Origin of the sequence: Bradyrhizobium guangdongense (assembly GCF_004114975.1) — a bacterium.
Lineage (GTDB): Bacteria > Pseudomonadota > Alphaproteobacteria > Rhizobiales > Xanthobacteraceae > Bradyrhizobium > Bradyrhizobium guangdongense.
The window spans coordinates 6,820,181-6,842,500 of record NZ_CP030051.1 but is presented as its reverse complement, the minus strand read 5'-3'; the positions used below and the strand labels follow the sequence as shown (position 1 = coordinate 6,842,500).

Annotated in this window: 21 protein-coding genes; 11 read left to right on the top strand and 10 right to left on the bottom strand. The window is 64.1% G+C overall.

What is annotated here, in order from left to right; translation table 11 throughout:
• Positions 1 to 4: 4 nt before the first annotated feature.
• The gene (locus X265_RS32770; protein WP_128968571.1) at positions 5 to 601 is read left to right on the top strand and encodes a hypothetical protein; all 597 of its coding nucleotides are present in this window, start codon (positions 5 to 7) and stop codon (positions 599 to 601) included.
• Positions 602 to 820: 219 nt separating this feature from the next.
• On the opposite strand, the gene X265_RS32765 is transcribed toward X265_RS32770, so the two are convergent.
• The 6 genes from X265_RS32765 to X265_RS32740 all read right to left on the bottom strand — a co-directional run bounded on the left by X265_RS32765 (position 821) and on the right by X265_RS32740 (position 7,499).
• Positions 821 to 1,792: an IS110 family RNA-guided transposase gene (locus tag X265_RS32765; RefSeq protein WP_128963081.1), complete on the bottom strand. Its 972-nt coding sequence runs from the start codon at positions 1,790 to 1,792 to the stop codon at positions 821 to 823.
• Between the two features lie 375 nt (positions 1,793 to 2,167).
• Complete coding sequence (locus tag X265_RS32760) at positions 2,168 to 3,256, bottom strand: TRAP transporter substrate-binding protein (protein ID WP_128968570.1); 1,089 nt, start codon at positions 3,254 to 3,256, stop codon at positions 2,168 to 2,170.
• Positions 3,257 to 3,429: 173 nt separating this feature from the next.
• Positions 3,430 to 4,743 (bottom strand): NAD(P)H-dependent oxidoreductase, encoded by a 1,314-nt coding sequence (locus X265_RS32755; RefSeq protein WP_164938911.1) that lies wholly within the window; start codon positions 4,741 to 4,743, stop codon positions 3,430 to 3,432.
• Positions 4,744 to 4,882: 139 nt separating this feature from the next.
• Entirely contained in the window at positions 4,883 to 5,683 is an 801-nt protein-coding gene (locus X265_RS32750; protein ID WP_128968569.1) for a phytanoyl-CoA dioxygenase family protein, read from the bottom strand.
• Positions 5,684 to 5,865: 182 nt separating this feature from the next.
• Positions 5,866 to 6,678, bottom strand: a complete 813-nt coding sequence (locus tag X265_RS32745; RefSeq protein WP_128968568.1) for an alpha/beta fold hydrolase — start codon at positions 6,676 to 6,678, stop codon at positions 5,866 to 5,868.
• A 2-nt stretch (positions 6,679 to 6,680) separates the two neighbouring features.
• Entirely contained in the window at positions 6,681 to 7,499 is an 819-nt protein-coding gene (locus X265_RS32740; protein ID WP_128968567.1) for an alpha/beta fold hydrolase, read from the bottom strand.
• Between the two features lie 139 nt (positions 7,500 to 7,638).
• On the opposite strand from X265_RS32740, the gene X265_RS32735 reads away from it, so the two are divergent.
• Complete coding sequence (locus X265_RS32735; protein ID WP_128968566.1) at positions 7,639 to 8,181, top strand: methylated-DNA--[protein]-cysteine S-methyltransferase; 543 nt, start codon at positions 7,639 to 7,641, stop codon at positions 8,179 to 8,181.
• A gap of 4 nt (positions 8,182 to 8,185) precedes the next feature.
• Here X265_RS32735 and X265_RS32730 read toward each other — a convergent pair whose 3' ends face one another.
• Together X265_RS32730 and X265_RS32725 are read right to left on the bottom strand one after the other, a co-directional pair.
• On the bottom strand, positions 8,186 to 9,730 hold the full coding sequence (locus tag X265_RS32730) for an acyl-CoA synthetase (RefSeq protein ID WP_128968565.1): 1,545 nt from the start codon (positions 9,728 to 9,730) through the stop codon (positions 8,186 to 8,188).
• A gap of 153 nt (positions 9,731 to 9,883) precedes the next feature.
• Positions 9,884 to 11,056 (bottom strand): acetyl-CoA C-acetyltransferase, encoded by a 1,173-nt coding sequence (locus tag X265_RS32725; protein ID WP_128968564.1) that lies wholly within the window; start codon positions 11,054 to 11,056, stop codon positions 9,884 to 9,886.
• A gap of 234 nt (positions 11,057 to 11,290) precedes the next feature.
• On the opposite strand from X265_RS32725, the gene X265_RS32720 reads away from it, so the two are divergent.
• The 8 genes from X265_RS32720 (at position 11,291) to X265_RS32685 (ending at position 20,287) form a co-directional block, all read left to right on the top strand.
• Complete coding sequence (locus X265_RS32720; protein WP_244659340.1) at positions 11,291 to 11,869, top strand: TetR family transcriptional regulator; 579 nt, start codon at positions 11,291 to 11,293, stop codon at positions 11,867 to 11,869.
• Positions 11,870 to 11,919: 50 nt separating this feature from the next.
• Positions 11,920 to 12,678, top strand: a complete 759-nt coding sequence (locus X265_RS32715) for an SDR family NAD(P)-dependent oxidoreductase (RefSeq protein WP_128968562.1) — start codon at positions 11,920 to 11,922, stop codon at positions 12,676 to 12,678.
• Positions 12,679 to 12,819: 141 nt separating this feature from the next.
• On the top strand, positions 12,820 to 13,626 hold the full coding sequence (locus X265_RS32710) for an enoyl-CoA hydratase/isomerase family protein (RefSeq protein WP_128968561.1): 807 nt from the start codon (positions 12,820 to 12,822) through the stop codon (positions 13,624 to 13,626).
• Positions 13,627 to 13,670: 44 nt separating this feature from the next.
• Entirely contained in the window at positions 13,671 to 15,542 is a 1,872-nt protein-coding gene (locus X265_RS32705) for an AMP-binding protein (protein ID WP_128968560.1), read from the top strand.
• Between the two features lie 155 nt (positions 15,543 to 15,697).
• Positions 15,698 to 16,825 (top strand): acyl-CoA dehydrogenase family protein, encoded by a 1,128-nt coding sequence (locus X265_RS32700; RefSeq protein WP_128968559.1) that lies wholly within the window; start codon positions 15,698 to 15,700, stop codon positions 16,823 to 16,825.
• Between the two features lie 117 nt (positions 16,826 to 16,942).
• Positions 16,943 to 18,187, top strand: coding sequence for an acyl-CoA dehydrogenase (locus tag X265_RS32695; protein ID WP_128968558.1), 1,245 nt, complete (start codon positions 16,943 to 16,945; stop codon positions 18,185 to 18,187).
• 9 nt (positions 18,188 to 18,196) lie between these two features.
• The gene (locus X265_RS32690) at positions 18,197 to 19,441 is read left to right on the top strand and encodes an acyl-CoA dehydrogenase (protein ID WP_128968557.1); all 1,245 of its coding nucleotides are present in this window, start codon (positions 18,197 to 18,199) and stop codon (positions 19,439 to 19,441) included.
• 132 nt (positions 19,442 to 19,573) lie between these two features.
• A complete protein-coding gene (locus X265_RS32685) occupies positions 19,574 to 20,287 on the top strand; it encodes a nitroreductase (protein ID WP_128968556.1) in 714 nt (237 codons plus the stop codon).
• Positions 20,288 to 20,376: 89 nt separating this feature from the next.
• On the opposite strand, the gene X265_RS32680 is transcribed toward X265_RS32685, so the two are convergent.
• Positions 20,377 to 20,925: a sigma-70 family RNA polymerase sigma factor gene (locus X265_RS32680; RefSeq protein WP_092288831.1), complete on the bottom strand. Its 549-nt coding sequence runs from the start codon at positions 20,923 to 20,925 to the stop codon at positions 20,377 to 20,379.
• A complete protein-coding gene (locus X265_RS32675; protein ID WP_164938910.1) occupies positions 20,925 to 21,158 on the bottom strand; it encodes a NepR family anti-sigma factor in 234 nt (77 codons plus the stop codon). The genes X265_RS32680 and X265_RS32675 overlap by 1 nt, the downstream gene beginning before the upstream one ends.
• 220 nt (positions 21,159 to 21,378) lie before the next feature.
• Between X265_RS32675 and X265_RS32670 the strand changes: the two genes are divergently transcribed.
• Positions 21,379 to 22,185, top strand: a complete 807-nt coding sequence (locus X265_RS32670; RefSeq protein ID WP_164938909.1) for a response regulator — start codon at positions 21,379 to 21,381, stop codon at positions 22,183 to 22,185.
• Positions 22,186 to 22,320 lie beyond the last annotated feature (135 nt).

The following is a 22,320-nucleotide window of genomic DNA, read 5'->3' as shown; positions in this document are numbered from 1 at the left end:
TTTCATGCCAGCATTGCTTCGTCCCGCTCTCACCGCGCTCGGCGTCGCGTGCCTCGTGTCCGCGACATCGCTCTTCTCCTCCGGCGCGGCGCTCGCGCAAGCCAAGCAGCAGCCCGCGCCCGCTCAGCAGGCCGCGCCACAGCAACAGCAGGCGCCCGCACTCAAGCAGATCGCGCTGACCGACAAGCAGGTCGAAGGCGTGCTCGCCGCGCAGAAGGACATGGACGCGATCACGGAAAAACTGCCGGAGAACACCGCGCCCGATGCGAAGGTGATTGCCCAGCTCGACGGCGTCGCCAAGAAGCACGGCTTTGCCAGCTATGACGACTACAACAACGTCGTCGACAACATCAGCCTGGTGCTCGGCGGGTTTGATCCCGCGACCAAGAAATATGTCGGCAACGAAGCCGTGATCAAGTCGCAGATCGCGCAGGTCGAGGCCGACAAGAAGATGCCGGCCAAGGACAAGAAGGAAGCCCTCGACGAGCTCAACCAGGCGCTGAAGACGCCGGCGCCCGCGGTCGAGAACAAGGGCAATATCGACCTCATCGCCAAATACTACGACAAGCTGGTCGCTGCGCTGGGCGACGATCAGAATTGAGGATGTGAGCGGCATTCGCTGCTGCCGTAGCAACCATTAAGTCGCCCCCGATGGCCTTGATGGTGACGCCGCGCTTGCGCCCATCAAGGCGTGGCCTGGCAGCAGCTGATGTAAGGCGGGAGCAGAGCGACGGCCAGCCTTGACGGCCGCCGCGCGCGGCGTCTTTGTTGCGGCAGGTCGGGACGAAGAAACGGTCGCCTAGTCGAACAAAGAAACGGGTCAGGCGGCGGGCCGCTTGGCGAGTTGAGGCAGCTCTGCCACCCAGGGAGTTCCGCGGGCGACGACGGCGTTGATCGTGACGAGCAGCTTTCTGGCGCAGGCGATGAGCGCGCATTTGTGGCCTTTGCCGGCGGCGATCAGGCGGGCGTACAGAGCCTTGAGCTGCGGATTCCAGCGGAAGGATGCCGCAAGGGCCGCGGTGTAGAGCGCCCGGCGCAGGCGTTCGCGGCCACCCTCGATGTGACGGGCGCCGGCGCGATTGCCGCTGTCGTCGTCGTAAGGCGCCAGCCCGCCGAGAGCTGCAGCGGGCCCACGCGTGATGTTGCCGACCTCGGGCATCCTGACCAGGACGGCAACCGCGGTCGGCAGGCCGCAGCCGGCGACGCTATAGATCAGATCGAGCCGTGCGGCCAGATCAGGGTGCTTGCGGATCGTCGCCAGCAGCGCTTTGAGTTCAGCTCGTTTGGACTTGGTCAGGAGCGCGATCTGCGCCTTCCAAACCCCTTGAATCCGCGTGTCGCGGCAACTCTCAAGCCGGTTCTTCAGTCTTGCGATGTCCTCCGTGATCTGGTCGATCATCGTCAGATGCTCGGCAAAGGGCTGCAGACGCGGATCCGGAGCGGGATGGATCGTTTTGACCGCAGCAGTGCACATCGCGATCAGCGCCGCGTCGATCGTATCGTTCTTGGCCAGCAGCTGATGGAACGTGGCATAGGCACGGACCTGCTTGGGCTGAAACAGGACGACGACGAACCGCTTGCGTCGCAGCTCAGCGACGACAGCCCGCTCATAGCCTCCGCTTGCCTCGATCCCTATCCGCTTGACCTTGTGGCCCTTCAGCCACTCCACCAGCTCCTGGCGGCCTTCTACCGTATTGTCGACCTGCAATCGCTCCGAGCTGCCGTCGACCGCCACGTCGAGCTTGTCTTTGCCGGTATCGATCCCGGCACAGATCATGATATGCTTGGCCATCTTCCTCGACCCTCCCTTGTGAATGCGAACCTGAAGTTCGTTCAACCATGCGGGTCCCGCTGAAGTGCCGACCGCGATCTTGCTACGAAACGCAGCCCTTCAGGGCTTCGGTGGGCATCGATCCGATCGATCGGCGGCCCAGCTCGGGCGGCCACCCGGGCTGGGCCATTCCTCACGGAACGTGGCCATCCTAACCCGGCGCGCTAATACAAGGGTGGGCAAAGGCGCAAAGCGCCGTGCCCACCATCTCTCTGGGTCACAAACAATGCGTGGGCACGCTCCACTTTGCCCACCCTACGAGACTTTCATCGCCGCCAAACCAAAAGCCCCGGAGACATCTCCGGGGCTTTCGTCGTTTCAGCACGCGCGCGTTCTCTACGTCCGCGTCCGCATCCGCATCATGAAGCTGTCGAAGCTCAGTTCCGCCACCTGCATCCAGGCGAGCGAATCGGCGCGATAGGCGGTGAGGCTCGCATACATCTTGCCGAAATGCGGATTGGTCTTGGCGAGATCGGCGTAGATCTCGTTCGCAGCAGTGTAGCAACCCTCAAGCACCTCCTGCGGGAACGGCTTCAGGATCGCGCCGGCGACGAGCAGCCGCTTCAGTGCCGGCGGATTCACGGCATCGTACTTGCCGGTCACCCAGGTGAAGGTGTCGCGCGAGGCGCTCTCGACCGCGGCCTGATAATGCTTGGGCAGCGTATTCCACTTGTCGAGATTCATGATGTTGTGGCCCTGGCCGGTGCCTTCCCACCAGCCGGGATAGTAGTAGTACTTCGCGACCTTGACGAAGCCGAGCTTCTCGTCGTCGTAGGGGCCGACCCATTCGGCCGCATCGATGGTGCCCTTCTCGAGCGCCGGATAAATGTCGCCTGCAACGATCTGCTGCGGCACGCCGCCGACCTTGGCGATGATCGTGCCGGCGAAACCGCCAACACGGAATTTGAGGCCCTTGAGATCGTCCATCGATTTGATCTCTTTGCGGAACCAGCCGCCCATCTGGGCGCCGGTCGAGCCGGTGGGAATGCCGATGACGTTCTGCTCCTTGAGCAGATCATTGACCATGTCCTGTCCGCCGCCCCACAACAGCCACGAGATGTGCTGGCGGGTGTTGAGCCCGAACGGCAACGCCGTGCCGAAGGTGAAGGCAGGGTTCTTGCCCCAATAATAGTACAGCGCGGTGTTGCCCATCTCGATCGTGCCGTTCGAGACAGCGTCGAGCACTTGCAGGCCCGGCACGATTTCGCCGGCGGCGAAAGGCTGGATCTGGAAATGGTTGTCGGTGATCTCGGCGACGCGCTTGCAGAAATATTCGCAGCCGCCGTAGAGCGTATCGAGCGATTTCGGCCAGCTTGCCGCATATCGCCATTTGATGTCGGGCATCGACTGCGCGACCGCGGGCGCTGCAATCGTAGTTGCGGCGAGGCCAAGACCGCCTGCCGTCAGAAATTGACGACGTTTCATGCGCTTCCCCTCTGTTGGTGTCGATGCCTCGACGAGGGATCACGATCTTGCTGTCGCTTGGAGTTCGCCGCTGATCGACGTTTGCTGCGTCCGAAATTCTTCCGGACCGGCGGCAGGATGACGAAAGGCGCCCGGCAAAGCAAGCGTGCTTTGGTCGCGCGATCGGACGGCCCTCAATGTTGCGATGCGAACGCGGCCTCCATGGCCTTGCGCGTCTTGACGGTCTCGCTGCCCGCGTCGAATTCGACGTCGCTCCAGCGCAGCACCGCGCCATAGGGGACGTCGTGCTTCAGCTTCAAGCGATGCGCGAGGCCGATCGGCAGTGCACCCGCCTTCAGGCTCGTGGCCGCCGGCACCAGCTTGCCCCACACCGTGTAGCCGCCTTCGCCGTCCAGCATTTCGCCGGCGCGCAAGTCGCGCTTGGCGACCGCAGCGACGTCGCCACGGAAGCCGTGGGGCTGTCCGGTCGGCTCGCCGCGTAGCGCCGCCGACAGCACCGAGATGTTCAGCTCCAGCCCGATCAGATGATAGGGCTTGTACATGGCGGCATATCGACCGCTCGCATCCGTCTTCAAGCCGTATTGCCTGAAGCAATCGGCGGCGTAGTCGTTCGGCGCCTCCAGCACGACATAGACGCCCCAGCGCAGATCGCGAAACACCGGCCGTCCGTCGCGCTCCAGCGATGACACGACTTCAACGACGCCGGACCGCTCCAGCACACCGCCGCGCGAGCGCGGCCGCATGATGTGCGGGAGATCGTCGACGCCGCAGGGCGGAAACAGAAGTCCCTCCGCGGGCACGTCGAGGGTGCAGGCATTGGCGATCGCCGCCATCTCGATGGCCGATTTGGTGCCGTCGAGGAAGGAGTTGAACATCTGCGGATTCATGCCGGCCGACTGCGCTTCGCCTGCGGTCAGGCCATAATGCTGCCAGACCCCGTCGGGCGTCACGTCGTGATAGGCGGGCAGATATTTTGTCCCTTTGCCGGCAGCGACGACGCGAAATCCTGTCGCGCGCGCCCAGTCGACCATCTCCGCCGTCAGCGCCGGCTGGTCGCCATAGGCGAGCGAATAGACCACGCCCGCTTTCCGCGCTTCTTCGGCAAGCAGCGGGCCCGCCAGCACGTCGGCCTCGACATTGACCATCACAATGTGCTTGCCCGCCGCGATCGCGGCGCGCGCGTGACGGATGCCGACGGCGGGATTGCCAGTCGCCTCGACCACGACATCCATCGCGCCGCCCGCGATTGCATGCGCGCCGTCGTCGGCGAAGACGGTGGCTGCGATCCGTTCGGCGCTCCAGCCGACGGTGCGACAAGCCTCGCGTGCACGGTCACGGTCGATATCGACGATGATGGGCACCTCCAGCCCCGGCGTGTGCGGCACCTGGGCCAAAAACATCGAGCCGAATTTGCCGGCGCCGATCAGTGCGACACGAACAGGCTTGCCGGCGGACGCACGGGCCTGGAGAAGGCGGAAGAGGTTCATGGGGGAAATCCGTAGGTTCAACAATCAAAGCTCGTTATTCCGGGGCGCGCGAAGCGCGAGCCCGGAATCCATTGATCCACAATCTCTGCGGCCCAATGGATTCCGGGCTCGACGCTACGCGTCGCCCCGGAATGACAGTCTACTCCGCCGCCTGCCTTGGTGCACGGGCCAGCCGCAGCAGCGCATCGTCCTCCACCGCCTTGATCGGCGTGAAATCGCGATGCGCGATGTAGTCCGGCCTGGTCGGTGTACGGATGTAGTTCGAGACCGCGTTCAGCGTCAGATACACGATCTTGCGCGGGTAGGGCGTGATGTTGCCGGCCGAGCCGTGCACCAGGTTGCCGTGGAACATCAGCATGCCGCCGGGCTTGCCGGTCGGCGCGACGATGCCGCCCTGCTCGACGAGGCGTGTCACCGTGTCCTCGTCCAGCGTCCACAGCGGATAGGAGGTGGTGGCGAGGTCATGCGAAGCTTCGAGGTCGCCGGCGTCCTGGCTGCGCGGCACCAGCATCAGGGGGCCGTTGATCGGCATCACCTCGTCGAGGAAGATCGCGATGTTCATCGCGCGCGGCTCCGGCATGCCGTCGTCGCGCTTCCAGGTGCCGTAATCCTGGTGCCACTGCCAGACGTCGCCAGTGAAAGCCGATTTCGCGTTGATCTTGAACTGGTGCATGTAGACGGGCTCGCCGAACACCTGCTCGACCGGCTCGATCATGCGCGGATGGGCACCGAGAATGCCGAAGGCCTCGTTGTAGAGATGCGCGGCGAAGGCCGTCCGCGGTGCGCCGCTCTTCTCGCGCCAGACCTCCGGCCGGTTGGCGTCGTAGATGCCCACCGCCTCGCGCGCGAGCAGGTCGACCTCCTCCTGGGCAAACAGTTCGGGCAGGAACAGCCAGCCTTCGCGCTGGAAGAACTCCAATTGCTCTTGGGACAGTTTCATGGGTCGTCCTCCTGCTTTGTTTTTGTCGTTCCGGGGCGATGCGAAGCATCGTCCGGCAGTCAGGGCGAGGGCGTCAAGCCGCCCAAGCGATCTCACCTTTCCAAACGTGTAAGCTGTTGATTCTCTTCATGTCGTCTACTGTGCATGGGGTTGTTTTGGTGTTGTGAGGCGGGTGCCGGCTGCTATTCCGCCAAAAACCTGCTCACCACATCGCCGAACTCCTGCGGCGCCTGCTCGAACATCCAATGCCCGGCATTCGCGATCACCGCCGTCTGCGCGCCCGTGATGTGCTCGGCCAGCACGCGCCACAGCACCGACAGGCTGCCGGTGGTAGCGCCGCCGCCGACCAGCAGCGTCGGCGTCCTGATCGCTTGCGCGTCCGCGAGCGTGTAGGGCCGGCGCTGCTCGTTGATCTGGCCGAGCAGGGTGAGCGTGTTGTCGCGCAACTGCTGCTTTGCGGCTGCCGGCACGCGCCGCCAGGAGCCGTCGCCCTCGATGCCTTCGTAGAAGTTTTGCAGCGCGCCCTCGACGTCGCCGGCGCGGATCATTTCGACCGAGCGCATCGTCTTCGCGGCGAGCGGCGGATAGGCGGGCGTGCCTTCGGGCAGCGGCAGGCTGGCATCGAGATCGCCGCCGGGCTCCGCCAGCACCAGCTTGCGCAGCAGATCAGGCCGGGCCTGCGCGACGCGAAACGCGATGTGCCCGCCGCGCGAATGGCCCATCAGATCGACCGGCCCGGGCTCCACCTGCTCGATGAACGCGATCGTGTCTGCAACGTGCTGGGCCATCTTATAGTCGTCGCCGATGGCGTCCCAATGTTCCGGGAAGAAGCGCCGCAGGCTGACCGCGATCACGCGATGGTTCTTCGACAGCGGCCCGAGCACCGAATACCAGGTGCGGAAATCGCCGAGCGTGCCGTGCACGCAGACCAGCGGACGGCCTTCGCCGATCCCGAGATAGGCCATGTCGTAACCGTTGACGCGAAAGCTCTGCATGATCAGCTCGCCAGAAAGTCGAGAACCACTTCGGAATATTTCTGCGGCGCCTGCTCGAACATCGGATGGGTCGCGTTCGGGATGATCGCCGTCTTGGAGTAGGGCACATGCGCGGCAAGCGCATGCAGCACCTTCGGCAGCAGGCCCTTGGTCCGCGCGCCCAGGATGAACAGCGTCGGCATCTTGATCGCCTCCGCATCCGCCTTCGAGAACGGCGGCCTGCCGTCGCGGACCTGGCCGATCAGGGTGTACGCATTGTCGCGTAGGTTCTGCTTCACCATCGCCGGCAGCCGCGGCCAGGTGCCGGCGCCTTCCAGCGTGTCGACGAAAACGGCGAGCCCGCCGTCGACGTCGCCGGCCGCGATCTTCTCGGCCGACGCCTTGAACCGCGCCAAGAGCGGCGAGGGGCCGCCGACATACTCAGGATCGAGGCTCGCATCGAGCTCGCCGCCGGGCTCGGCCAAAACGAGCCGCCGCAGCAGATCGGGGCGCTGCTGCGCCACGCGGAAGCAGATGTGGCCGCCGCGGGAATGGCCCATCAGATCGACCGGGCCGAGGTCGAGCTGCTCGATGAAGGCGATGACGTCACGGACATGCTGTCCGATCGAATAGGTGTCTCCGACGCCATCCCATTGTGCGGGGAAGAAGTGCCGCAAGCTGGGAACGATCATCCGATGTCGTTGCGTCAGCGGGCCGAGCACACAGCCCCACACGCGAAAGTCGGACAGCGAGCCATGCACGCAGACCAGCGGCGGGCGGCTCCTGTCTTCGCCCACATCGAGATAGGGCATGTCGTAACCGTTGACGTGGAGGCTTTGCATTCTGGACTTGCGAGGCGGGCGGAACTCCTGTGCAAGATTCCCGGAAACCGGGTGGATCGCAACTATTTCCAAGCCTAGATTTTGCGCCGAGTTCACAATGGGGGCATGCGAGAAGGACGCAAGCCCAGGGAACCAAGCCATGACCGACCAGCATTTCGCCCTGTTCGATACCAGGATCGGCCTCTGTGCCATCGCCTGGGGTCCGCGCGGCATCAACGGCACGCAGCTGCCGATGGGCGGCGAGGACAAGATCCGTACCCGCATCAGCCAGCGCCACGCCGATGCCATCGAAGCCGAGCCGACCCCTGAGGTGCAGGAGGCGATCGACCGCATGACAAGACTGCTCGCGGGCGAGCCCGACGACCTCACGGATATCGAGCTCGACCTCGACGGCGTGCCGGAGTTCAACCGCGGCGTCTACGAGATCGCCCGCGCCATTCCGCCCGGCAAGACCGTCACCTATGGTGACATCGCCAAGCAGCTCGGCGGCGTCCAGCTGTCGCGCGACGTCGGCCAGGCGCTCGGCCGCAACCCGTGCCCGATCGTCGTGCCCTGCCATCGCGTGCTCGCCGCCGGCAACAAGCCCGGCGGGTTCTCGGCCAATGGCGGCGTCGTGACCAAGCTGAAGATGCTCGAGATCGAAGGCGCGCTGGTGAACCACACGCCGAGCCTGTTCGATTGAGGCCCTAAATCTTCGCCGCCGTCTTCGGCCAATACCGGTCGCGCAAATGCCGCTTCACCAGCTTGCCGGTCGGCGTGCGCGGCAGCTCGGCCTCGAAATCGATCGAGCGCGGGCATTTGATGGCCGAGAGGCGCGTCTTGCAAAAGGCGATCAGGTCGGCCTCCAGCGCCTTGCCGGCACGCGCCGTGTCGTGCGGCTGCACCACGGCCTTGACCTCTTCGCCCATCTCCTCGTTGGGTACGCCAAACACGGCGACGTCAGCGACCTCAGGGTGGGTGATGAGCACGTCCTCGGTCTCCTGCGGATAGATGTTCACCCCGCCGGAGATGATCATGTAGGACTTGCGGTCGGTGAGATAGAGGAAGCCGTCCTTGTCGAGATAGCCGACATCGCCGAGCGTCGACCAGCCCTTGGCGTTGTAGGCCTTCTTCGTCTTCTCAGGGTCGTTGTGATAGGTGAATGCAGGCGCATCGGCGAAATAGACCGTGCCGATCTCGCCAACCGGCTGCTCCTCGTCGTTCTCGTCCAAAATCTTGATGTTGCCGACCACGGCGCGGCCGACGCTGCCGCGATGCTCCAGCCATTCCTTCGAGCTGCAGACGGTGACGCCGTTGCCCTCCGAGCCGGCATAATATTCGATCAGGATCGGGCCCCACCATTCGATCATCTTGGCCTTGACGTCGACCGGGCAGGGCGCCGCGGCGTGGATGGCGCCCTTCAGCGTCGAGACGTTGTACCTGGCGCGGACCTCATCCGGCAGCTTCAGCATGCGCACGAACATGGTCGGCACGAGCTGCGACTGGGTGACCTTGTACTTCTCCACCAGCCTGAGGAAATCCTCGGCATCAAAATGCTCCATGATGATGGAGGTGCCGCCGAGCACGATCGCCATCATGTTGAAGCGCAAGGGAGCCGCGTGATAGAGCGGCGCGGGCGACAGATAGATGCTGTCGGCATTCATGCCGCACATGCCGGCGCACAGCACGCGCAGGAACGCGTTCGGCTCGTCGATCGGCTTGCCCTCGAACGCCTTCTTGATGCCCTTGGGGCGGCCCGTCGTTCCCGACGAATACAGCATGTCGTAGCCGGCGATTTCGTCTGCGATCGGCGTGGCCGGTTGCGCGGCCGCTTCCTCGTCGTAGGAGCGAAAGCCGGTTAGCGGCTCGTCCACCATGTAGAAGATCGGCTCGCCCGGCGCCCCCTTGATCAGGCCCTTGATCTGATCGGCGCATTTCGGCGTGGTGATCACGACCTTGGCGCCGCAATCGGCGATGATGTAGTCGATCTCGTCCTGCTTCAGATAACGGCTGATCGCGGTGTAATAGAGCCCGCTGCGCTGTGCCGCCCAGCAGATCTCCATGAAGGCGAGGCGGTTCTCCATCAAGAGCGCGATGTGGTCGCCGGCCTTCAGGCCGAGCGAGCGGAACAGCTGCGCGCCCTGGTTCGAGAGCTCGTCGAGCTCGCGATAGGTGATCGCCTTGCCGGTTCCGGCCATCTGGTAAGCGATCTTATCTGGCGTGGTGCGGGCGTAGATGGAGGGGTGGGCCATGGGGCTGCTTCAACACCGGCAAATGGATATGACGTTCCCCGGACGCAGCGCAGCACGACGTGCTGCGCTGCTTCCGGGGTCCACTGTGAGGCATGGGCCCCGCTCTGCGCAGCAGCGTTGCACGCTGCAGCGCGTCCGGGACACGAGAGCAGCCTACAGCCGCTCCACGATTGTCACGTTCGCCATGCCGCCGCCTTCGCACATGGTCTGCAGGCCATATCGCTTGCCGCGCTGGTGCAGGGCGTGAACAAGCGTCGTCATCAGCTTGGTGCCGGAGCCGCCGAGTGGATGGCCGAGCGCGATGGCGCCGCCGTTGACGTTGAGACGGGCCGGATCGGCGCCGGTGGTCTTCAGCCAACCGGTCGGCACCGAGGCAAAGGCCTCGTTGACCTCGAACAGGTCGATGTCATCGATCTTCATGCCGGCCTTTTCCAGCGCCTTCTTGGTGGCGTGCAGGGGGGCGTCGAGCATGATGACGGGATCGCCGCCGGTCATGGTCATGTGATGGATACGCGCGAGCGGCTTGGCGCCGAGTTGCTTGAGGCCGCGCTCGTTCACAACCATCACGCCGGAGGCGCCGTCGCAGATCTGGCTGGCGCTGGCGGCCGTGAGCTTGCCGTTCTCGGCGATCAGCTTGACTCCCTTGATGCCGTCGAGCGTGACGTCGAAGCGAATGCCCTCGTCGATGTGGTGGGTATCCTTGCTGCCGTCGGCTCGGACGATCTCGAGCGGCACGATCTCCTTCTTGAAGTGACCAGCCTGCGTCGCCGCGATCGCGCGCTGATGGCTCTGGTAGGAATATTCGTCGAGATCATCCTTTGATAGGCCGTACTTCTCGGCCATCATCTCGGCGCCGGTGAACTGGCTGAACACGATATTCGGATATCTCGCTTCGATGCCCGGGCTCTTGTAATTGCCGAAGCCGTTTTTGGCCGGCAGCTGCGAGGACAGGCCCATCGGCACGCGGGTCATCGATTCCACGCCGGCGGCGATCACCACGTCCATGGTGCCGGACATCACCGCTTGCGCCGCGAAGTGCAGCGCCTGCTGCGAGGAGCCGCACTGGCGATCGATCGAAGTGCCCGGCACGCTCTCGGGCAGTTTCGACGCCATGACCGCGTTGCGCGCGACGTTGTTGGACTGCTCGCCGACCTGCATCACGCAGCCCATGATCACGTCCTCGACCAAAGCGGGATCGACCTTGGTGCGATCGACCAGTTCGTCCAGCACCTTCGCGGCGAGATCGGCCGGATGCCAGCCGGCGAGGCGGCCCCCCTTGCGTCCGCCCGCGGTACGCGCAGCGGCGACGATGTAAGCCTCGGCCATGTCGGTTTCTCCCTGGATTCTTGATTGGGTTGGTTGTCGGGGCGGATTTAAGAGAGGGATGATCGTTTAGTCAATCGATCAATTAACTCTTGTGATGAGGCGCTGCTTGCGCTTATCTGCGGCCCGCTTCAAGCGGCGAGCACAGGGATCTCCGTGGCTACCAGCGTACCGAACAGGCTTCCCGGCGGAAAAAATTCCACGGCAGAGAAATTGCTCGTGGCCGCGAGCGAGCTGATGATCGAACGCTCTTCGATCGAGATATCGCTCTCCGATATCGCACAGAAGTCGGGCGCCAACGCCGCGCTGGTCAAATACCATTTCGGCAACAAGGACGGCCTGCTGCTGGCGCTGCTCGCGCGCGACGCCGCGACCGCGATGTCCAATCTCGAATATCTGCTGGCACAGCCGATCACGTCGACCGCAAAGCTGAAGCTGCACATCGCCGGCATCATCCGCGCCTATCACCGGTTCCCTTACATGAACCGGCTGATCCATTACCTCCTGCACGAGAGCGTCGCCGGTTCTGCCGATGAAGTCTCAAAGTTCTTCGTCGCGCCGCTGCTCGACTTTCATCGCCGGTTGCTTGCCGAAGGCGTCAGCCGGGGCGAATTCCGCCAGACCGATCCGGTGCTGTTCTACACCAGCCTGATCGGTGCCTGCGATCATCTCTTCTTCGGCCGGCACGCGATGTCTCGGGCGACCGGCGTCGGCCCGGTCACCGACGATGTCTGCCGGCAATACATCAAGCATATGGAAACGCTGATTTGCGGCGGCATCCTCACGCAAGCCGGGGAAGCTGCCGCCGCCGGATAATCCGGCTGTAAAAGTCTAGAGAAGAAACGCCCAAGGAAAGGTAGCCTGTCATGGAATTGAAAGACGTAGCCGTTCTCATCACCGGTGGTGGTTCGGGTCTTGGTGAAGCGACCGCGCGCGCCATGGCCGCCAAGGGCGCCAAGATCGGTGTGATCGACCAGAACAAGGAGAATGCCGAAAAGGTCGCCGCCGAGGTGAAAGGCATCGCGCTTCACGCCGACGTCACCAGCGAAGAGCAGATCAAGGCGGCGATCGCCAAGGCCGAGGCGGCGCATGGTGTTGCGCGCGTGCTGATGAATTGCGCTGGTATCGGCGGCTCGCAGCGCATCGTCGGCCGCGACGGCGTTTACCCGTTGGAAAAATTTGCGCGCATCATCAATGTCAATCTGATCGGCACCTTCAACTGCCTGCGTCTGTTTGCCGAACGTCTCGTCACCATCGAGCCTGTCGGTGAAGAGCGCGGCGTCATCATCAACACCGCTTCGGTTGCTGCCTACGAAGGTCAGATCGGTCAGATCGCCTATTCGGCCTCGAAGGGCGGCGTCGTCGGCCTCACCCTGCCGGCCGCGCGCGACCTCGCGAGCCAGAAGATCCGCGTCAACACCATCGCGCCGGGCCTGTTCTTCACGCCGCTGCTGATGGGTCTGAACGAGGAAGCGCGCAAGAGCCTCGGGGCCCAAGTCCCGCATCCCTCGCGTCTTGGCGATGCGAAGGAATACGGCGCGCTCGCCGTGCACATCGTCGAGAACGCCATGCTCAACGGCGAGACCATCCGCCTCGACGGCGCCATCCGTATGGCCCCGCGGTAACTCCGCTGTGCTCTTCCCTTCTCCCCTTGTGGGAGAAGGTCGCGCGCGGAGCGAGTTCTTGGTCAGTGACGTCCATGCCCTCTCCCACAAGGGGAGAGGGCGCCATAACCGCCACTCAAAGAGCGGATGCAGGAGCGCTTCATGTCCCAGCCGCTGCTGATCGAGCATGACGATGGCGTCGACCGGGTGACGCTCAATCGTCCCGAAACTCTCAACGCGCTCGATCCTGCGCTGATCGATGCGCTCAACGTCTATTTCCAGGGCCTGCAGCGCAACCGCGACACGCGCGTCGTGGTGCTCCGGGGCGCCGGCAAGAATTTTTGTGCGGGGCTCGACCTCAAGGCCGCGATGGCGCGCCGGGCCGGGCAGCAGGAGCCGCCCGGCGTCACCGAGTCCCTGGACTCGCAACGCCGCATCGCCGACATCGTGATGCTGATGCGGCGCTGTCCGCAGCCGATCCTGTCGCTGGTTCAAGGCGCGGCAGCCGGCGGCGGCTTTGCGCTGGCACTCGCCTCCGACATCCGCATCGCGGCAAGATCGGCGCGGATGAACTGCGCCTTCATCAAGCTCGGGCTCGGTGGCTGCGACATCGGCACCAGCTATTTTCTGCCGCGGCTGGTCGGCGTCTCCGTTGCTTCCGAGTTGATCCTCACCGGTCGCTTTATCGGCGCCGAGCGCGCACTCGCAGTCGGCCTCGTCTCCGAGGTGGTCGACGACGACAAGCTCGACGCCGCGGCCGAGCCCTATGTCGATGCGATGATGACGGCCTCTCCGGTGGGGCTGCGCCTTTCCAAGGAATGCCTCAACATGAGCGTCGATGCAGGATCGCTGGAAGCTGCAATCGCGATGGAGGACCGCAATCAGGTCCTGTGCAGCCGCTCCGAGGAATTTTCGGAAGGCATCAGGGCCTTCCTTGAGAAGCGAAAGCCTGTCTATATCAAGCGCTGAAACAACAACGATCCGCCAAGGGCAATAATTCCGGGAGACGCAAAATGGGTGGAAGCGCGGCGGCGGTGATGTCAAAGCCCGCCTTTCGCAAAGTCGAGTGGCTGAAGCGCGACATCGATGTCGAGCGCCGCGCCGACGGCACGGTGGTGCTGAAGTCCCGCATTCCGCTGCAGGCCTATGAGAAGCACCTTCCGGCTTCGCTCGCAAAATGGGCAAAAGAAGCACCCGAGCGCATCTGGCTCGCGCAGCGCGGCGGTCCGAATCGCGAGTGGCGCAAGGTCTCCTATGGCGAGGCCAAGCGGACGGTCGATGCGCTGACCCAGGCGCTACTCAATCTGAAGCTTGAGGGCCGCCCGGTCGCGATCCTCTCCGGAAATTCCATCGAGCACGCACTGATGACACAGGCCGCGATGCAGGCGCGCGTCCCCGCAGCGCCGGTGTCGCCGGCCTATTCGCTGATGAGCCACGACCACGTCAAGCTGAAGTACCTGTTCGACCTGATCAAGCCGGCCGTGGTGATGGTGCAGGACGGCCTGACCTTCGAGAAGGCATTGAAGGCGCTTGATCTCACCGGCGTCACCGTCGTTCACGTCGCGCGGCCCTGCGAGGGCATCAAAAGCGTCAGCTTCGCCGAACTCGCGGCAACGCCCGTCAGCAGGAACGTCGAGGCATCGATCGCACAGATCACGCCCGACACCGTCGGCAAGCTGCTGTTTACCTCGGGCTCGACCGGCATGCCCAAGGCCGTCATCAACACGCAACGGATGATGTGCGCCAACGCCGCAATGATGATGCAGGTGCGGCCACGTACGCCCGGCGGTCCGCTGCCGATCGTGCTGGACTGGATGCCGTGGAATCACACCATGGGTGGCAATGCTGCATTCCACCCCGTGCTGGTCGAGGGCGGTACGCTCTACATCGATGACGGCCGGCCGATGCCGGGGCAGTTGGAAGAGACAATCAGGAATCTGCGCGAGATATCTCCGACCTATTACGCCAATGTGCCTGCCGGCTATGCCGCGCTCGCGGCGGCCATGGAGAAGGACGACGCTCTGTGCCGGTCCTTCTTCAAGAACCTGTCGATCATGGCTTATGGCGGCGCGCGGCTGCCGGACGATCTGTACGAGCGCATGCAAGCCCTCGCCGTGAAGACCACGGGTGAGCGCATCGTATTCTACACCGGTTGGGGTTCGACCGAGACCGCGCCGACCTCGACCGGCACCTATTGGGACACCGAGCGCGTCGGTCTGATCGGCCTGCCGTTCCCCGGCGTCGAATTGAAGATGGTGCCGTGTGGCTCCAAATACGAACTGCGCCTGCGCGGCGTTAACGTCACGCCCGGCTATTTCGGGCAGCCTGACCTGACGAAAAAGATGTTCGACGAGGAAGGCTTCTATTGCATCGGTGACGCCGGTGTCTTCGTCGATGATCAGGATCCCGTGCAGGGAATTATCTTTGCCGGCCGCGTCGTCGAAGATTTCAAGCTCACCACCGGCACCTTCGTGCATGTCGGCTCGCTCCGGACCGATGCGATCGCGGCCGCGACGCCAGTCGTGCACGATGCGCTGGTTGCGGGACAGGACCGCGCCTTTATCGGCTTGCTCGCCTGGCCGAACCTGCACGCCTGCCGCCAGCTCGTCGGCAAGGCCGATCTCAGCTTCGAGGACGCGGTGAAGCATCCCGAGGTGATCGCCTGTTTCCGCCGGGGACTGGAAGCCCACAACAGAGAATGCGAAGGCGCCAGCAGCCGCATCATCGCGCGCGCGATGCTGATGGCCGAGCCGCCATCGATCGACGGCAACGAGCTCACCGACAAGGGCTACATCAACCAGCGCGCCGGCCTCGAACGCCGGGCGGCGCTGGTCGAGCGACTCTATGCCGACAAGCCGGATCAGGATGTGATCGTGCTGCGATGAATGTTTGTCGCTCCCTTCGTCATTCCGGGGCGCGCGAAGCGCGAACCCGCAATCCATCGGGCCGCAACACGCGCGGTGAAATGGATTCCGGGTTCGCCGCTCCGCGGCGCCCCGGAATGACGGTCTCAATGACAACGAATAAGAGGTAGCCCGCCATGAACTTCGATTTCTCCGACGACCAGAAGCAACTCCGCGACCAGGCGCGCAAATTCCTCGCCGAAAAGTGCTCGGCGAAGGCGGTACGCGTGGTGCTCGACGGCAAGGCGCCCTATGACAAGGAGCTCTGGAAGGGCCTCGCCGAGATGGGTTTTCTCGGCGTCGCGATCCCCGAGGAATTCGGCGGCGCGGGCGCGGGTCATCTCGAGCTCTGCGTGATCGCGGAGGAAATGGGGCGGGCCAATGCCCCGGTGCCGTTCTCTTCGACGGTCTATCTTGCCGCCGAAGCCCTGCTGATCGCCGGCAGCGATGCGCAGAAGAAAAAATGGCTGCCGGCGATTGCTTCGGGCGAGGCGATCGGCACGCTGGCGCTGTTCGAGGGCAAGGGCAATCCGTCGTCGAAGAACGTCAAGCTGACCGCGGCGAATGGCACGCTCAACGGCGTGAAGAAGCCTGTGGCCGATGGCGCGATCGCCGATTTCGCTGTGATCGCCGCGCGCACCGGATCGACCGGGCGCGACGGCGACGTCTCGCTGTTCCTGGTGGACCTCAAGGCCGGCGGCGTCGAGGTGAAGAGCCTGACCAATCTCGATCCGACCCGCGGGCAGGCCGAGATCACTTTCAAAGATTGCAAGGCTGAGCCGCTTGGTGCTGCCGGTGAAGGCTGGAGCATTCTCACTCAGGTGCTCGACCGCGCCGCGGTGCTCTGTGCATTCGAGCAGGTCGGCGGTGCCGACCGCGCACTGGAGATGGGCCGCGATTACGCGCTCGATCGCATTGCCTTTGGTCGTCAAATTGGTTCGTTCCAGGCGATCAAGCACATGCTGGCCGACATGTACGTCTCGGCGACGCTGGCACGTTCCAACAGCTATTACGGGGCCTGGGCGCTCTCGACCAACGCGGCCGAATTGCCTGAGGCCGCTGCCGCCGCGCGCATCAGCGCGACACAGGCGTTCCAGCACTGCGCCAAGAACAACATCCAGGTTCACGGCGGCATGGGTTTCACCTGGGAGTTCGACTGCCACATGTACTACCGCCGCGCCAACGCGATGGCGCTCGGGCTCGGTAGCCTCAGCTATTGGGAAGACCAGCTGATCGACCGCATGCGCAAGAAGAACGCGGCGTAATCCGGGTTCGTAGAGTGGGTTAGCGCAGCGTACCCACGATTGCCAATCACGAGGATGGATATAGGTGGTGGGTTACGCCTTCGGCTAACCCACCCTACGAAGAGCAAGAGAAATCCCATGAACTTCGACGACACGCCGCAGGAAGCTGAATTTCGCGCGACGGCCCGCGCATGGATCGCGGCGAATGCGCCGAAGCAGTATGAGGAGGAGCTGCGCAAATCCTCGCTCGGCCGCACCGTGCTTAGGAATGCCAATATTCTCGAAGTCGCTAAGGCCTGGCAGAAGAAGAAAGCCGACGCCGGTTGGGCCTGTCTGCACTGGCCGAAGGAGTATGGCGGCCGCGGCTCGTCGCCGATCGAGCGCGTGATCTGGCAGCAGGAAGAGGGACCGTTCGGCCAGCTCTCCCGCATGTTCATCATCGGTCACGGCATGTGCGGGCCGACCATGATGGCGTTCGCGCGTGAGGAGCACAAGCGCACCTATCTGCCGCCACTCGCCTCCGGCGAGAAGGTGTGGTGCCAGCTGTTCTCCGAGCCCGCCGGCGGCTCCGACGTCGCAGGGCTCCGCACGCGTGCCGAGAAGGACGGCGACGACTGGATCGTCAACGGCCAGAAGATCTGGACCTCCGGCGCGCATTATTCCGACTACGGCATCTTGCTCACGCGAACGGATCCAACCGTCCCCAAGCACAAGGGTCTCACCATGTTCTTCCTGGACATGAAGAGCCCCGGTGTCGAGGTCAGGCCGATCAAGCAGGCCAGCGGCGCCTCCGATTTCAACGAGGTCTATTTCACCAATGTTCGTATTCCCGATCACCAGCGCCTCGGCGAGGTTGGCGACGGCTGGAACGTCTCGCTGACCACGCTGATGAACGAGCGCAGCGCGATCGGCGCGGCCGTCTCGACCGGCTTTCCCGAGCTGTTCGAATATTGCGCGAGCCTGATGCTCGACGACGGTCCGGCGATCGAGGATCGCGCGGTGCGCTCAAAGCTGGCGAACTGGGCGGTGAAGGCAAGCGGGCTGAAATACACCAGCATGCGCGCGATCTCCGCGCTGTCGAGGGGCGAGCGTCCGGGGCCGGAAAACTCCATCGGCAAGCTGGTGGCGGGCTCGATGATCCAGGACGTCGCGACCTACGCGCTGGATTTGCAGGGCGCGAGCGGCGTGGTCAGCGGCGAGGAGGCCGAGCTGGCCGGCCGTTTCCAGGCCATGCTGCTGCGTGCGCCGGGCACGCGCGTGGAAGGCGGTACCGACGAGATCATGCGCAACATCATCGCCGAGCGGGTGCTGGGCCTGCCCGGCGACATCAGAGTCGACAAGGACGTGCCGTTCAACAAGATCCCGACCAAGGGAAGAGGGTAGAGGTTCGCCATGAATTTCGACGACACCCCGCAGGAAGCCGCATTCCGCGAGACCGCGCGCAAATGGATCGCCGCCAACGCGCCGAAGGAGTTCGAGCAGGAGCTGTCGAAATCCTCGCTCGGCCGCATCAGGCTTGCCAAGCACGACATGGTCGAGGTCGGCAAGGCCTGGCAGAAGAAGAAGTTCGAGGCCAATTGGGCCTGCCTGCACTGGCCGAAGGAGTATGGCGGCCGCGGCGCCACGCCGATTGAGCGCGTGATCTGGCAGCAGGAGGAAGGCGTCTACGGCAAGCTGACGCAGCCATTCCAGATCGGCGAGGGCATGTGCGGCCCGACCGTGATGGCCTGGGGCAGCGAGGATGCCAAGCGCCGGTATTTGCCGAAGCTCGCTTCCGGCGAGGAGATCTGGTGCCAGCTGTTCTCCGAGCCGTCGGCCGGCTCCGACGTTGCGGGTCTGCGCACGCGCGCGGAGAAGAAGGGCGAAAATTGGATCGTCAACGGCCAGAAGATATGGACCTCGGGCGCGCATTATTCCGACTATGGCCTCCTGATCGCGCGGACCGACCCCAATGTGCCCAAGCACAAGGGTCTCACCATGTTCTTCCTGGACATGAAGAGCCCGGGCGTCGAGGTCCGTCCGATCAAGCAGGCCAACGGCATGCAGGAGTTCAACGAGGTCTATTTCACCGACGTGGTGATCCCCGACAGCCAGCGGTTGGGGGCCGTCGGCGAGGGTTGGAGCGTGTCGCTGACGACGCTGATGAACGAGCGCATGTCGATCGGCGCGCGGCTTGCGACGGGCGTGCCTGAAATGTTCGAGTTCTGCTCGAACCTGATGCTGGAGGATGGGCTCGCGATCGACGATCCCGCCGTGCGGTCGAAGCTTGCGAGCTGGGCGGTGAAGTCGAGCGGGCTGAAATACACCAGCTACCGCGCGATCTCGGCGCTGTCGAAAGGCGAGCGGCCGGGGCCGGAGAATTCGATCGGCAAGCTGGTCTCGGGCATGATGCTGCAGGACATCGCGACCTACGCCATGGACCTGCAAGGCGCGGCCGGTGTTCTCACGGGCAGTGACGAAGAGGCGGCGCAGGGCCAGTTCCAGCAGATGCTGCTGTCATCGCCGTCGATGCGCATTGCCGGCGGCACCGACGAGATCCTGCGCAACATCATCGCCGAGCGGGTGCTGGGCTTGCCCGGCGACATCCGCGTCGACAAGGATGTGCCGTACAACAAGATCCCGACCAAGGGGCGGTGATCTCTCTCGTGTCCCGGACGCGGCGCAACGCGCCGCAGAGCCGGGACCCAGGGGCCACAATGGGCCCCGGCTCTGCAGCGCACCGCTGAAGAAGCGCTGCGCTGCGTCCGGGGCACGAAAGCGAGACAAGCGATGGACGCCAAAGCATCAAACTCACGCCACTCCACTGAAGACCGCATCGGCGTGCTCGAAGAGCTCCTCAACGAGCGCTACTCCGTTCGCGCCTTCCTGCCGAAGGAAGTCGATCGCGCCACCATCGAGCATGTGCTGACGACCGCGCAGCGCACCGCGTCCTGGTGCAACAGCCAGCCCTGGCAAGTCATCATCGCCAGTGGCGAGGCCAAGGAGCGCTTCCGCCAGCTGATCTACAAGGAAGCCTCAAGCGGCCTCGGCGACGATTACGATTTCACCCCGCCGCGCGAATATGTCGGCGTTTATCTCGAACGCCGCCGGGAGAGCGGCTTTCAGCTCTACAACACGCTGGGCATCGCCCGCGGCGACAAGGCCGCCTACGCCAAGCAGGCGCTGGAGAACTACAATTTCTTCGGCGCGCCGCATGTGGCGATCATTCATACCAACGAGCCGCTCGGCATTTACGGTGCGATCGATTGCGGCGCTTACGTCTCGAATTTCATGCTCGCTGCCCAGGCCCTCGGGCTCGGCACCATCCCGCAGGCGGCGCTCGCGCGGCATTCCGGCCTGATCCGCAGCCACTTCAAGCTGTCCGATGACCGCCGTGTCGTCTGCGGCATTTCATTCGGGTATGCCGACGCCGCGCACAAGGTCAACAGCTACCGCACCTCGCGCGCGAGCGTTGCCGACACGGTCACGTTCGTCGAGACGTAACCGAGCGATACTCAATTGGCCACACGCGTGTGAAGGCGGCCGCGTCAGCGGCCACCTTCATAGCTGTCATCTCAAGTCGATTTAACTTGCTATCCGCCGCTGCCGCCGATCACGGCGCGCACGGTCTCGTCGGGCCCGAAGTCTTCGGCGCCGTCGACATAAAGCAGCGCGGCGAGCTTCGAACGCGCGCGATTGACGCGGCTCTTGATGGTGCCGACCGCACAGCCGCAGATCGAGGCCGCGTCCTCATAGGAGAAGCCGGAGGCGCCGACCAGGATCAAGGCCTCGCGCTGGTCCTGCGGAAGCTTGTCGAGCGCGGTCCGAAATTCCTCGAACTCGAGATGGGCGTTCTGCGAAGGCTGTGTCTTCAACGTCTTGGCATAATTGCCCTCGGCATCCTCGACCTCGCGCCGCCGCTTGCGATAGTCGGAACGGAACAGGTTGCGCAGGATCGTGAACAGCCATGCCGGCAGGTTGGAGCCGGGCTGGAACGAGTCGATGTTGGCGAGGGCGCGCAGCAGCGTCTCTTGCACCAAATCGTCGGCGCGATCCGCATTGCCGCTGAGCGAGATCGCAAAGGCGCGCAGGCTCGGCACGGCCGCGAGGATATCGTCACGCAGGGAGTTCGTGAGAGGCATTAATCCCTCCCATGGTTGTCGTTGGAGCCCCCAGCCCCATTCTCATTTGGAGATCCGCCTCCCGGCGCATCGAGCTTCTTGATAAGCTCCGCGAACCGGTCCGGAACCCCCTGCCGTACGACGTCGTCATACATGGCGCGCAGTTGGTGCCCAATCCGGGATTGGATCTCCGGCGTGAGCCCGCCTTTGCCGGGGGTCGTGCTTTTGCTGGCTTGAGACTTGAGATCTTTCATGACCTGTTCCACGTTTCCCCGAGTTAAGTGACTGCAAAATAGAGAAATTTTCTCAACCGGGAGCCGTTCCCTGGATAGGCACAATTCCAGGTTCGATAAAAAGTTCCGCGCTTGGCGGAACTTTTCTTGTCCTGAGGCGTAGACAGCCCAGCAGGGGAACCCGGGCCACCCCTCGTATCGCCTAGTCCTCAAGGTTGGCCCGATGATGAATGGAGTGGGGATGTCCCGTTCACAGCTCGTTGCTGAACACTTGCCCTTGCTGCGCCGGTATGCGCGCGCCCTGACGGGCAGCCAGGCCTCCGGCGACGCCTACGTCGCAGCCATGTTGGAGGCCATGCTGGGGGATCCCAGCGTGCTCGACGAGACCCATGGCCCACGTGCCGGCCTGTTCCGGCTGTTCACTCAAATCTGGAATTCGGTCTCGGTCAATGACGACGCCGAGGTGGCGACGCTGCCGATGCCGCCGGAGCGGCGGCTGTCCAACATCACGCCGCTGCCGCGGCAGGCCTTCCTGCTGCTCTCGCTCGAGGGATTTTCGGAAGAGGAAGTCGCCTATATTCTCGCGACCGACGTCGCCGAGACGCGGCGGCTGGCCGACGCCGCTGGCCGAGAGATGGCGGCCGAGATCGCCACCGACGTCCTGATCATCGAGGATGAGACCTTCATCGCCATGGACCTCGAGAGCCTGGTGAAGAATCTTGGCCACAATGTCGTCGGCGTCGCGCGCACCCATGCCGATGCGGTGGCGCTGGCCAAGAACAAGCGGCCGGGCCTGATCCTCGCCGACATCCAGCTCGCCGACGGCTCGTCCGGGCTCGATGCCGTCAACGAGCTGCTCCGCACCTTCGAGGTGCCGGTGGTATTCATCACGGCCTACCCGGAGCGCTTCCTGACCGGCGAGCGTCCGGAGCCGGCCTTCCTGATCTCAAAACCGTTCCAGCCCGCGATGGTGTCAGCGGTGGCGAGCCAGGCGCTATTCTTCCAGCGCAACTCGCGCAACCGCGCGCCAAAGGCGCCCGCGGCGTAGAGGCAACGCCCCGCCATTCGGCGATGACGATCTGATCCGGCGTGCTGCAAGGCACGCCGGATTTTTTGTGCCCGCTTGACGGGTATCGCGTTCGACGCCCATACCTCGCGCATCACCAGAACTTGGAGACGTGCC

Coding starts and splice junctions, on each gene's coding strand:
- X265_RS32690 (WP_128968557.1), top strand. CDS start 18,197: ATGAATTTCGACGACACCCCGCAGGAAGCCGCATTCCGCGAGACCGCG.
- X265_RS32730 (WP_128968565.1), bottom strand. CDS start 9,730: ATGGCCCACCCCTCCATCTACGCCCGCACCACGCCAGATAAGATCGCT.
- X265_RS32735 (WP_128968566.1), top strand. CDS start 7,639: ATGACCGACCAGCATTTCGCCCTGTTCGATACCAGGATCGGCCTCTGT.
- X265_RS32670 (WP_164938909.1), top strand. CDS start 21,379: ATGTCCCGTTCACAGCTCGTTGCTGAACACTTGCCCTTGCTGCGCCGG.
- X265_RS32680 (WP_092288831.1), bottom strand. CDS start 20,925: ATGCCTCTCACGAACTCCCTGCGTGACGATATCCTCGCGGCCGTGCCG.
- X265_RS32710 (WP_128968561.1), top strand. CDS start 12,820: ATGTCCCAGCCGCTGCTGATCGAGCATGACGATGGCGTCGACCGGGTG.
- X265_RS32700 (WP_128968559.1), top strand. CDS start 15,698: ATGAACTTCGATTTCTCCGACGACCAGAAGCAACTCCGCGACCAGGCG.
- X265_RS32765 (WP_128963081.1), bottom strand. CDS start 1,792: ATGGCCAAGCATATCATGATCTGTGCCGGGATCGATACCGGCAAAGAC.
- X265_RS32770 (WP_128968571.1), top strand. CDS start 5: ATGCCAGCATTGCTTCGTCCCGCTCTCACCGCGCTCGGCGTCGCGTGC.
- X265_RS32685 (WP_128968556.1), top strand. CDS start 19,574: ATGGACGCCAAAGCATCAAACTCACGCCACTCCACTGAAGACCGCATC.
- X265_RS32755 (WP_164938911.1), bottom strand. CDS start 4,743: ATGAACCTCTTCCGCCTTCTCCAGGCCCGTGCGTCCGCCGGCAAGCCT.
- X265_RS32715 (WP_128968562.1), top strand. CDS start 11,920: ATGGAATTGAAAGACGTAGCCGTTCTCATCACCGGTGGTGGTTCGGGT.
- X265_RS32745 (WP_128968568.1), bottom strand. CDS start 6,678: ATGCAGAGCTTTCGCGTCAACGGTTACGACATGGCCTATCTCGGGATC.
- X265_RS32760 (WP_128968570.1), bottom strand. CDS start 3,256: ATGAAACGTCGTCAATTTCTGACGGCAGGCGGTCTTGGCCTCGCCGCA.
- X265_RS32750 (WP_128968569.1), bottom strand. CDS start 5,683: ATGAAACTGTCCCAAGAGCAATTGGAGTTCTTCCAGCGCGAAGGCTGG.
- X265_RS32720 (WP_244659340.1), top strand. CDS start 11,291: ATGATCGAACGCTCTTCGATCGAGATATCGCTCTCCGATATCGCACAG.
- X265_RS32725 (WP_128968564.1), bottom strand. CDS start 11,056: ATGGCCGAGGCTTACATCGTCGCCGCTGCGCGTACCGCGGGCGGACGC.
- X265_RS32705 (WP_128968560.1), top strand. CDS start 13,671: ATGGGTGGAAGCGCGGCGGCGGTGATGTCAAAGCCCGCCTTTCGCAAA.
- X265_RS32695 (WP_128968558.1), top strand. CDS start 16,943: ATGAACTTCGACGACACGCCGCAGGAAGCTGAATTTCGCGCGACGGCC.
- X265_RS32675 (WP_164938910.1), bottom strand. CDS start 21,158: ATGAAAGATCTCAAGTCTCAAGCCAGCAAAAGCACGACCCCCGGCAAA.
- X265_RS32740 (WP_128968567.1), bottom strand. CDS start 7,499: ATGCAAAGCCTCCACGTCAACGGTTACGACATGCCCTATCTCGATGTG.